This window comes from Cyclobacterium xiamenense (assembly GCF_042140265.1).
Taxonomy (GTDB): domain Bacteria; phylum Bacteroidota; class Bacteroidia; order Cytophagales; family Cyclobacteriaceae; genus Cyclobacterium; species Cyclobacterium xiamenense_A.
The window spans coordinates 1,544,993-1,556,748 of the sequence record NZ_CP159481.1 but is presented as its reverse complement, the minus strand read 5'-3'; the positions used below and the strand labels follow the sequence as shown (position 1 = coordinate 1,556,748).

The following is an 11,756-nucleotide window of genomic DNA, read 5'->3' as shown; positions in this document are numbered from 1 at the left end:
TTCGATTTACTTTTCCCGGTGTTGAGGCACATTTATTTTTGTTAGCCCGTACACGTTAAAATCATCAACGATCAGGTGATTGTTTACCGTCCGAAAAGCAAAATAGCCGGAATCGTGCGGTGAGGAATCGTAAACATTAAATATTAATTGTTCATTTCTCCAGTACTGGATCGTTGTATTATACACCATAATGCGTATGCGGTTGGGTACATTCGGGACGATCAGGTAGACTTCATCCGAGAGATCGTGCTCGGGGAGTAAGGGCTTCTGCCCATCCCCGGAATACCTTCGAAACCTCGTCTTTGTATTATGATGACCGCCCAGCCCCACGTAATAGAGCTGTAAGCTGTCGTACTGACTGAATTTACCCGCTCTGTGGGGATGCGGGTCCCCAAAAAAATCCCTGTGCCAGGGATCGCTGGCCAGCCAGAAACAGTTTAAGTCCGAAACCCGGTCCTGCGGCCCACCTTCATCGATCACCGTAGCGGTAAACTCGATCATCAGCGGTTGCTGCAACGGTTGTTCAAACCATACGGTACAGCCCGCTTTATCTTCGATTTCCATTCTATCTTCGGTCAAAGTGACCTTTCCTCCGGGTTGTTGTTCTGTTTTCCAAGCGTTTAGGTCATTGAATCCTTCCGAATAAATCAACGAAGGCTTTACCAGGAGGGAGTCATTTAACCTGATATAGCCGGTTTCCTGGGCGAGCAGGCCGCTTGATAAAAGGGTGAGGAGGAAGGGTAGAAATAGGGTAAATCGCATTCGTGATTATGTCAGTACGGCTACTAAAATACCAAATTTATTGTCCCCCGCAGCATAAGCAGGGTTAATTTGACCCCATTCAGCAGGAAATATCGCTACGCGAACTGACGTATCCCTTGTCCCTTCAGTTCGCGCCTAACCGTTGAGGTCTTTCGGACCTCGACGGTTTTTAAATGCACGGGTCCCAGAAAAGACCTTCGGGGTTGGAGAAACCCCAAAGGTCAGTATCTCAAACCTTTGAGGTCTTTGAGACCTCGAAGGCCATATGTTTGCAAGAGCAATAGCATAAGTTTCAGGAAATCATTAGATTAAGTTTTCTAGAACCATGCTATAACCTCCGAAACTTATGCAAACACAAGTTAACAAAAACGATTTTTCCGGCCAAAACATTTATGTGGGTATTGATGCCCACCTCAAAAGCTGGAAAGTTACAGTGATGATGGATAATCTTCATAAACGCACGTTTTCACAGGATCCCTGTGCAGAGACTTTGTACAATTATCTTGTCCGGAACTATCCGGGTGCTACCTACTTCAGTGCCTATGAGGCTGGATTCTCGGGATACTGGACTCATTACAAGCTTTGCGCTCTTGGGTTCAATTCCATTGTGGTCAATCCTGCTGATATTCCGACAACCGGCAAGGAAAAAGTACAGAAAGAGGATGCCAGGGACAGCCAAAAAATTGCCCGGTCCCTAAGAAACGGGGAACTGGTCCCTATCTACATACCCTCTTTGGCCTCTCTTGGTGACAGGGGGCTTATGAGGTTAAGAAAAACTGTCGTCAATGATACCACCAGGATCAAAAACAGGATCAAGGCCAGCCTCCATTTTAACGGCATAAGTATTCCCGGGGAAATAAACAGCCCAAAATGGAACAAAAAGCTTCTTAGATGGCTGGATGGACTTGAACTCGGTATGGTGGAAAAACAAATAATGGACAGTCATCTGTCCATTTTGTACCATATGCGGAAAACCACCCTAAATGTCACCAACCAAATACGAACCCTTTCCAAAACAGAAAAGTATGAGCAGGAAATCAAGTTATTGATGACCATTCCAGGAATCGGGCTCTTGACGGCAATGACCCTATTGACCGAGCTGGAAAGGCTGGACAGGTTCAACTCCCTCGACAAACTATGCTCTTTTATCGGCCTTGTACCGTCAACCAACTCATCCGGGGATACCGAAAGAACGGGTAATATCACCCCCAGGGGGCATAAGGTGCTGAGAGCTGCTCTAATAGAATGTGCCTGGGTCGCTGCAAGGACTGATCCGGCATTGGCAAAAAGCTATAACCAATATTGCAAAAGGATGAAAGCCAATCAAGCCATAACCAGAATAGCAAAGAAACTTTTAAGCAGGATCAGATACGTATTGAAAAACAAACAGCCCTATGTGCTTGGAGTCGTCAAATAAAACCGCACAAACATATTATTCTGTAAAACAATCCCCAACCTTTATTGGGACCGTTAAAAAACCTTGCAGCAACTAAGTTGACTGTTATCTCGAAGGCTACGGCCCAATATCCAATAAATTAAAATGTGGCAATGCAGCTCATTGAGTCTGTTAATAGAAGGTTGTTTTATGGAGTAAGTTGCTGTTTTTGATAGTAGTAAAACGAGTTTTTTAAGCTATCAAAAGACAAAGAATTCAAAGATAAAAAAAGCCCCTAACTAAAGGGGCCTGGGAGTATATTCTCCGTCATGAACCCTATTGCTGGTGGGTTGCTCTCCAGCAGAGCCCACTTCCTCTTCAGATTCATGTTTTAAAGATAAAATGTATCTTTCTCAAGAAAAAATATCCCCGCAAATTAGGAAAGCAACATAGAAGGTTTTAAACGTAACCGTTCCAAGAAAGACCTTCGGGGTTGGGGAAACCCCAAATAAATGGATGCTAACGGATTACTCTTTAACCAACTTCATTTGGTAAAAAGTCACTTTATCTTCCTCTACCCCAAAATAATCCTGGTCCTTCAAGCCGAAAATAAATCCATTTTCTTCAGCTACACTACTCAGGATAATACCCTGAGGAACCGGGATGTCTTTTTGAATCATTTGATGGTCCAGGTCCAAAATGGCCAGGTAGTTATTGATCTGATGTAAAAAAGCCCTGCTTTCTTCCATGGTATTCCTGGGAAAGGATTTGGCTTTCTCCTCCTCCATACCCTTGGTGTAGTGGATAACGATTTGGCTGTCCAACACATACAGGTTTTGGATCCTTCCAAAGATATTGTCGATGCTCATTTCGTAATAATCGTCCAGGTTAGCCATCGGAACGCCTTTGATTTTTACAGCGTCCTCTATATCTAAATCCACGGTCTGCTGGAATACCAATTGATCGCCTTCTTTGGAATACACGTGGTAGGTTTGCTCGGCCCTAAAATAAACCAGCCATTCCTTTCCCGCAGGAATGACCGTAGGAAACATCCAGTGGTAATAGTTGCCATCTTCATAAATGGTACCGGGTGGAAAATCCATTGTGGTCCTGATGGCACCGGTTTCAGGATCAATTACTTCCAAAATAGGGCTTTTGTAAATGCTTTCGAACATTTCTGATTGCCCGTTCCAGTCCATTTCTCCCCTCTCCGGCCGGATATAGGCCATTTCCTTTCCGAGGGAATGAGCGGGACTTTTGAGCCCATTGATAAAGGTATACGGTGGATTTAAATCCATGCGTTTGACGATTTCTCCTTCCCTGGAAAAAAACAGCAAGCCCTTTGCGGCATCCATTACGGTGAATTGCCCCGTAAAAAAGCCCCAGCCCATGGCCCAGGAGATGGCATTAGGGCCGTCCTTTGACAGGTGAAACTGCGAACTGACAGTACCTTCCCTGTCAAACAGCAGTACTTCGTCCGTCCCATTGTCTATACCCAGAAAAAGGTTGGTTGACGAGTCGTAGTCATAAAGAAACAGATTCCCCTGATAATCCACCTGAATGGAATCAGTTACCATCAATTGATACGCAAAATCATCCTCGCTTTTTTTACCGTTATTGCTACACCCGAAAAAGGCCAAAGCCAAACAGCACATATAGGACCAGGTTTTCATCTTCCCAAGATCCACAAAAGAAAATGAAACCATTACATAAAAGGTGTTAAATTTTACTAATCGGGGGATTTCGGGAGATAAATGAAGGATTTTAATACTTAGCATGTCGAAAAAATCCCCCCTTGCCCTCCGCCGCGGCGGAGGGATTTATCTTATCTGCATTTTCTGTGCTCATTGTAAAAAGGTACCGCTTGTCCACAGAAACATCAGCTAGAATCGAATTCAGGTTTCTAACGAATTGACTATCTTCTCGCAACCAATAATTAAATTTACTCCCCTCCGTGGACCAGCTTAAATTTATACACCGTATGAAAATCCTCCTCTACCCCTACCTGTTCCTGGTCCTTTAGGGCCAGGATTTGGGCTTCTTTGTCCACCAGGGCAGAAAAGGGATTTATGCTTTTCGGAATGGGCAGATCCACGGCCAGGTTCGTAAAATCAGCATCAAAAACCGCAAATTGCATGGGAAAGGAATACACCAATTCCCGCCGCTGTTCTGGATCCGAAACGTCGTACATGGCTTTGGTTTCGGGAGAAACCCCCTTGCTGTAGAAGACCAAAAAATGATCTTCCAGTGGTAAAAATCGGTGTATCTGGGGAATGCGGTAGACAAGCCCGTTTTTTTCAAAAAAAGTATTCATTTGCTCAAGAGGAACGGGCTGGTCCAGGTAGGCGTTATTGACAGGGACTTTTACCGTCTCCTGAAAATTCAGCCGCTGTTCCTTTTCGTTATAAACATGAAACTCCAGGGCATTGGTGACCGAAAGGAACCATTGAGAACCGTCATTTTGGATAAGGGGAGTCGGGTACCCGTAAAAGAGCCCTTCCTCAAAGGCTTCCGTTTCCGGAAAATGCATGGTGGGATAATATTCACCGCTGAGGGTATCCAGAACTTCCATCATAGCTCCACCGTCCAACATGCCCTGATAGGCTGCCTGCAGGTCCTGGCCTCCTTCTGCCGATTCCGGTTTATAGTAGAGCAATTTATCCCCCAGAGCAAAAGCGGCAATATGTCCGCCGCCCACAATCCAGAAATAGGGATAGGGTATCTCTACACGGTTCAACACCTTCCCTTGCCTGCTCAGGGTGTAGATTTTATCGGCAAAAATACAGATTTGATCTCCTGCGAAGGTAGGGTTAGGTCCATAGCCAATGATGGCCTCCGGTCCGTCACTTTGGAGGATAAACGAATGTTCAACATCGCCAGATGCATCAATAATCAGGACTTCCTTCTCCTGTTGGTTGTAAGCCAGGTATTGTTCCGTTTCCGGATCGTAATCCTTTAACTCCAGATTACCCAAATAATCGACTCGGACGGAATCCACCAGTTGCAGCGCAAAGCGGCTCGTGCTGGCAGCTTCTTTTTGGGAGGGGGAACAGGCAAGCAGGCCTGACGCCAGCAGAGCCAATAGTGATAAACGAGGGCTAATCATGATTAAAAGTAGAACTAATGGTTTAAAAAAGCAAAATAAAGCTTACTACTTGCTGCTGTCAGGGTAATTTATTTCAGTCCGTTTAAATGGAACCTATTCAGCTTTAATTGGGTAAACGTCTATTCGATTTATATGCAATTGTGGACCGCGAGTGCATTCAGGTAGTGTAACTAAATCCCCCTTTTTAAGGGGGAATTGACTTCGTTCGGATTTGCAAGAAGGTCAGCAATTTCCGTGATTTCTATATTCCTCAATCTTTAATGCGTCCAAATAGGTATGGTTGCTTCAATGTTGCTTAAAAGAATACTTCCAGAGGAACTAATTCAGCTGTTCTCCCTTACCAAAGGGCATATCAGATACCTTCCTGGTTTTTTATCTGCTCAGCTTGTCTCAATGCCCCCTAGTTATCTTTCCCGGGTGGGATTACCTGGATGGCGGGGTTGATGGTAAGGAGGTCAGCGATCAGTATTTCGCTGTCTTCCGGGGCAATGTATACATCGTCGTACCGGTTGTGTTTTATGATCAAGCCTCCGGTAGCCAACGCCGGCTTCACTCCTACCCAGCGGGTTTTGCCTTTAAGGACGGTCCGGATGGTACCTATGTCAATTTCTCCCTTGATATAGCCTGACTTGTAGTAAAAGGTATGACCCCGGATCTGATACCGGGTGGAAACATACGGCCAGATAATAAATAGCGCAGGTGCGGTCAGGGGGATGATCCGTCGCAGCTTCTCCTCCATAGGCTTCGGGTCTAATAGCCCGTATGCCAGTGGCAATACCAGCAGGACAAGCAGTATACCCTGCATCAGGCGTCCTTTTTTGGCCTTGTAAGTTTTCATTTTTAGTGGCTGCATCGCTTTATTTTTACAACTAAAAATAGCGAAGATTTGAAATTATTTAAAAAGATCAAGGTAATTCTCAATGGAATCCAATACGCTCAAGGTTAAAGGGTCGGAAACGCGTTCGATTGTTCAGACCTGATTCTTGTATTATGATTTGTTTCCGGCAGGCAGGCTGGTGATTAATAGTTCTTATAATCGGTTAATTATTAAACTGTTTAATTATGATTCGTTTAGCCATTGGCCTTTGGCTTTTAGCATTCGGCATAGCCAACATCCGAGTGATCAAATCGTCAAACCAACCAAAATCTTGAATTTTATTCCCAAGTATACGGGAAAACATTTTTTGCGCATATTTTTTATTGTTTAATAACCTACAATATTGTTGTTTATTAAACAATAATATTGTAGGATAGCATAAAACACCTGTATGCTACCCGTCGACTTACTGGAAGAAGTGGCTTTGAGCCTTAGAAAAAATCATCCCCCAATTTTTTATGTCGATTACTACTTAAAATTAGGATCAAAACCGGAAACATGAAAAAGATGATCCGTCGGATTCTACAAGATAAACTGTTTCAGGGTTTGAAATCCCTTCCAGGAGTCGTCCTGTTCGGATCCAGGCAGGTCGGAAATGGGTTTTATAGATTTCGTCAGATGATATTGACTTGGGCAGCAATGTACCCGGGTAGCTTTTTGGGGTTTTGTATCGAAATCCAGGCATCCAGTCCATATTTCCGTTACCGATAGGTATTTCTCGCAGAATTGATTGGTTTTTATTATTTTTATAAATCATTCACGTGTTTTGTTAGCCCTATGGAAACGCAACCTGAAAAAAACATAACCAAAGAACCTGACTTTGCTTACGGCTCTTACACGTATGCGGATTATCTTACCTGGGAGATAGATGAAATGGTAGAACTGATCCGTGGAAAGGTGTTTCGACAGGCAGCCGCACCAAGAGTGATTCACCAACGGATTTCCGGAAAAATTTTCTACTCGCTGTACGATTTTCTAAAGGGTACCCCTTGTGAAGTATTCTCAGCACCTTTCGATGTACGACTGCCGGTGGCTTCCAAAGCGAATGAAGATATCGATACGGTGGTCCAACCGGACCTATGTGTCGTATGTGATGCAGAGAAGATAGACGAACGTGGCTGTCTCGGTGCACCAGACTTGATCATAGAAATACTTTCTCCCGGCAACAATCGAAAAGACTTAAAGTTAAAATACGAAGTGTATGAGGCTTCGGGAGTGAAAGAATACTGGGTCATCCATCCGGATGAGCGAACGCTTCTTATTTATACCCTGGATGAGCGGAAATACCGCGCCTCCCGTTTATTCACCCTGGGTGACAGGGTAATTTCTGAAGCCGTGCCTGGATTTGAGCTGGAGCTGGATCATGTGCTTGGAGGATTATAGTTTGGCCTTTTGGACCGTAGAAGCCTCATCAGCGGATCATCGAATCATCACATCATTCCTGACAATCATTTCTTTCACGGCATAAAACAGCCCGTTCACGGCGAATATAATTAATCCTATATGAAGTATATCGCAAATTATTTCAATTTAAGCTAAAGCTTCTCCTCATTTCAAGCCTTGGATGAATGAAAACAGAACCGAATCCCAAGCACTGAAGGTGCGCAATACCCAAACACAGGGTGCAGCCCTGTGTCTAAACCTGAAACGGAAACCACAGCCGTGTATAATATGTTTGGCAAACCCCGCATCCGATATAGAAAAAATAAACCGCCCGTTCACGGGAAAAACAAGCCAGTTCACGGGAAATAAAATTATTCATCTATATTTTTTAATTTTATCCATTAGATTGGGAAGTAATAAGACCAGAAGCATAGATAAATACCACCTTTTTTGGTAATTTACAAGCTATAAAACCGTTAGAACCGCATGAATAATTGTTTCCACAGCTCCGGTAAGATTCCTGAATAGCGAAAATTCGCGTTACCAAAGGAATACTAGTTTTGCAGACTTCAAAGAATTAAATGCTTAAAAGTAAATAAAAAAATTCTATCGCGATGAGTGGGCACAATTCCCGGGTGTCCTTAGCAAGTCCGGGGAGATAATAAACATCATCAAATAAAACAAAAATGAAAAAGTTAAGTTTAGACAAATTTAAGCTGGCAGCATAGGATGTGCTACAGCGAAACCAAATGGGAACTATTTATGGAGGATCTGGTGATTGCACTAACAATGGTTGGTGGAAATGTATGTGTTCGCCGGATGGTCCGTGGCAGTCCATATATATAACCGATTGTTCCTATCCTGAGGATGCAATGGTTGAGTGTACTTGGGTGATACGATGTGAAAGGATATAATTTTTTGAAAAATTCGGAACATCCTTTGGGTTGTTCCGATTAAATTACTTAAAGATATAAATATGCTCCAAGTACCAAATCTATATTTCTTCTCATTTTTATGCCTTTTGACTATATTGATTTCCTCTTGTCCATCCCCTTCAACTGTTAAAGAATTACCAACCATCGTAATTCCTGAAAATATCGACTCAGATCTTTATTTAACTGATTTAACCCGTTCAGTACATCGAGTACAATTAGAGACCAATGAAACTGCTCTTTTAGGAATAATTAAAGATGTCAAATAATATAATAAAAAATTTTATGTAAATGATGGAGTCCAGGTTCTTGTTTTTAACGATAAAGGAGATTTTCTTTTTAAATTAGGAAATCAGGGAGATGGACCCGGCGAATATGGAATTGTTTATTCTATGGCAATTGATTTCGACTCAAATTTGATTTATATCTCATCTGCTAGAAAATTAATTGTTTTCTCTAAGGATCATGAATTGATTGAGGAAAGGAGATATCCTATGTTGCTTCCATATATTAATGTTATCGATAAGAACATATTGATCATTTCTGACGAAATTGTCGGAGATTCTGAGCTTGGAATTACTAATAACACAACTTTGTACAAGCTAGGTCATGATTTGATCGTTAGTGATAGCTCAATGGTAAGAAAAGTAATTATCGACGAAAATAAATCTACAGGGTATAATTTTAAATTTTATATATCGAGTGATGAGTTTGGAAACTATTTCTATAAACCAGTTTTAACACAAGAGTCAATTTTTCCAGATACTCTCTACCGAATAGAAGGAGTTACAATGACACCGTATAAAAAAATCATTTTTGAAAAATCGAAAAAGTTAGATTTGGATGGATATATTACACCATTAATGTTGAATATCTCTAACTCTTCCTCCTATATAGTATGTGAATATATGCAAGATGCTGAAAGAATGTTGTTCTTATATAAAAAGAGTACATCCGAATATCATAATTTAAAAAATGGTATTTTGGACAAAGATGGAATCCCTATTATGATCAGACCTTTAGATTCGAAAAACAATACTTTCTATTATATCAAACAGGCACAGTATGAAAAGAAATTAAAACAGGAGTTAAATCCAATTATTGGGATTGTTAAATTTGACTAGCTGTATTTGTATCATACTAATTATGTACTTAAAATCATATTATATAGTTACTTATTCTATTCTGTATTAACTTATCATTAAAAGACATTAGCTTCAAACTTCATCTTCAACAAACAACCCGATGCCAAAGACTGCGGCCCCACCTGCCTGCGCATCATTGCCAAACATTACGGCAAATTGATCTCCCTGCAGGAAATACGGGAATATTCGGAAACCACCCGCTCCGGAAGCAACCTGCTCAAGCTAAGCGAGGCCGCAGAGTCCACCTGTATAAATCTCTTGGGTTCATCTTTGAGCCGTTTCAACAAACCTGCTTTTTCTATCCGTTGGTACGCCATAATTGTTTTACTCAATACATTGAGTAAATATAAAATTCCAAATTGTTAATTTTTAGCGGATTTTAATTTATACCCTGGGACTGCAATCACTGCCTTTACCGGGGATGAAGCCAATAAAAGAATACTGTACTGGATCAATTGGATGTAAGATTTATCCCCCGGTACCAGTTCTTTGATTTAAAGGGCAGGCTCATCCACCCAAATGCCCCAAGACTGGAGCAATAGGAGATAAAGGAAATTTTAGACGAGTTTTTAAATTAGAAACTTGATTCGTTTTAAAATTCATACGGCTAATTAACGACTACGCAACGGACATCCACACATTCTACGGGATGCTATTTTAGTTAAATACAAACTGTACACAAGAATTCGCGTCCTTGCTGTAAACCAACAGGGCGGCAAATTGTAGGGTATCACCACAGATGAAGATCCTGGAATTGCTGTTTTTGATTTACCTTCGTTTGACTAACAAAAAAGGCACTATTTCACATCATTTAACAATACAGACTATATTCATAATTGGATTAGATTTTTAAACAAGCTATTTTCAACTACTGGACCCCTTAACTAGCTGATTTTAAGGAGAAATTCTTTAGGCCTCCGATGGTAAACGTAAATCAAACGCTGTTTTGATAGCATTTCTACAAATACTAAGTGTATTCTCATGGTTTATCCTGCAAGCCTCTGATACCCTAAATTTTATATCCGTACCCATGGACCACCGGGATCCCCGCGGCAAGCAAATAACCATCAGTTATACCCTTTTACAACCCTATCAGGGCCAAAAAGAAACGATTTTGCTACTGGATGATCCCCTGGACAACTATTTTCAGCAAGGCATGGAGCTCCGGGAACTGGCGGATGAATTTAACCTGGTACAAATCAAAGGCCGCCATCAGTCCGAAGTCCTCCTGAATACCATCCGTTCCAGCGGTGAAACCGACTGGTCCAAGGCCTACCAGCTATTGAATGTGGACCAGCATGCCCGGGACCTGGAAAAGGTCCGGAAAGCCTTGCCCGGGGACCGGCCGGTTCATTTAGCGGGCTATTCCGGTGCTGCCGCCTATCTGCATTATTACCTCAGCCTGTATCCCGAAAAAGTCAGTTCCCTGATTTCCTTTAACCCCCTACTATTTGACCTTCAAAAAAACCTGAACTTCCGGGACCCGGCCCGCTGTCCGGAAGCGCAGGCCAATCGGTTTTGGCTCGCCTATTTATGGCAGGCACATGCCGATAGGCTTTGTCCGGATACGGGTGATGGCGATAACTTTCCATTTTATGCCTTTTTACAATGGGGATTTTTGGTGACTGGCTTATGGGGAAATGGTGAGGAAGATTTAGGGTTTAAAGTAAGGTTGTTTGAGCACAGTTATGATTTACTGGCAAACAGGCTGAACGATCAGCCTCCTTCCATTTTGGCAGCATGGATGAAACAGGAAAGTCTTCCCATCTGGAAGGAATTGGAGAAAGCTCCTTTTTCGGTGCATGGAGTGGATTACGACAAAGGCAGGCAGTTTGAAGGCAAGGTGCTGATCGTTGGTGCTGTCCATGACAAACTGCTATCCCGGTATTGTTACGATGTATTGGCGGAGTTCTACCCCCATTCCAGCCTGATGCCTCTCCGGGATGGGCACGCACTTGGAAAATTGAGGGCTACCGGATTACATCAGAACCTTATCCGCTCCTTTGTACTTGAGGATAATCAGGAAAAAATCGACGTTTATCAATCCCTGCAGGAAGCCGGGTTGCTTTATGATAAAAAGGATAGGTATAACCTTTGAGGTCTTTGAGACCTCGAAGGCCATATGTTTGCAAGAGCAATAGCATAAGTTTCAGGAAATCATTAGATTAAGTTTTCT

8 protein-coding genes and 1 pseudogene are annotated in these 11,756 nt (G+C 42.4%); 5 read left to right on the top strand and 4 right to left on the bottom strand.

Features of this window, described 5'->3' with window-relative positions:
• Window positions 1-6: 6 nt before the first annotated feature.
• Complete coding sequence (locus tag ABWH99_RS06675; RefSeq protein WP_375585510.1) at window positions 7-762, bottom strand: DUF6250 domain-containing protein; 756 nt, start codon at window positions 760-762, stop codon at window positions 7-9.
• A 346-nt stretch (window positions 763-1,108) separates the two neighbouring features.
• Between ABWH99_RS06675 and ABWH99_RS06670 the strand changes: the two genes are divergently transcribed.
• Entirely contained in the window at window positions 1,109-2,179 is a 1,071-nt protein-coding gene (locus ABWH99_RS06670; RefSeq protein ID WP_375582227.1) for an IS110 family transposase, read from the top strand.
• A gap of 485 nt (window positions 2,180-2,664) precedes the next feature.
• On the opposite strand, the gene ABWH99_RS06665 is transcribed toward ABWH99_RS06670, so the two are convergent.
• The 3 genes from ABWH99_RS06665 to ABWH99_RS06655 form a co-directional block, all read right to left on the bottom strand.
• On the bottom strand, window positions 2,665-3,843 hold the full coding sequence (locus ABWH99_RS06665; RefSeq protein ID WP_375585509.1) for a hypothetical protein: 1,179 nt from the start codon (window positions 3,841-3,843) through the stop codon (window positions 2,665-2,667).
• A 236-nt stretch (window positions 3,844-4,079) separates the two neighbouring features.
• The gene (locus tag ABWH99_RS06660; RefSeq protein WP_375585508.1) at window positions 4,080-5,243 is read right to left on the bottom strand and encodes a hypothetical protein; all 1,164 of its coding nucleotides are present in this window, start codon (window positions 5,241-5,243) and stop codon (window positions 4,080-4,082) included.
• 400 nt (window positions 5,244-5,643) lie between these two features.
• On the bottom strand, window positions 5,644-6,081 hold the full coding sequence (locus ABWH99_RS06655) for a PH domain-containing protein (RefSeq protein ID WP_375585507.1): 438 nt from the start codon (window positions 6,079-6,081) through the stop codon (window positions 5,644-5,646).
• 816 nt (window positions 6,082-6,897) lie between these two features.
• On the opposite strand from ABWH99_RS06655, the gene ABWH99_RS06650 reads away from it, so the two are divergent.
• From ABWH99_RS06650 to ABWH99_RS06635, 4 genes and pseudogenes are all read left to right on the top strand, one after another.
• Window positions 6,898-7,503 carry a Uma2 family endonuclease gene (locus ABWH99_RS06650; RefSeq protein ID WP_375585506.1) on the top strand — a complete coding sequence of 202 codons (606 nt, stop codon included), beginning with the start codon at window positions 6,898-6,900 and terminating at the stop codon, window positions 7,501-7,503.
• A gap of 1,216 nt (window positions 7,504-8,719) precedes the next feature.
• A pseudogene (locus ABWH99_RS06645) lies at window positions 8,720-9,559 on the top strand (6-bladed beta-propeller); the annotation flags it as partial.
• A 102-nt stretch (window positions 9,560-9,661) separates the two neighbouring features.
• Window positions 9,662-9,946: a cysteine peptidase family C39 domain-containing protein gene (locus ABWH99_RS06640; protein WP_375586551.1), complete on the top strand. Its 285-nt coding sequence runs from the start codon at window positions 9,662-9,664 to the stop codon at window positions 9,944-9,946.
• A 580-nt stretch (window positions 9,947-10,526) separates the two neighbouring features.
• Window positions 10,527-11,678, top strand: a complete 1,152-nt coding sequence (locus ABWH99_RS06635; protein WP_375585505.1) for an alpha/beta fold hydrolase — start codon at window positions 10,527-10,529, stop codon at window positions 11,676-11,678.
• Window positions 11,679-11,756 lie beyond the last annotated feature (78 nt).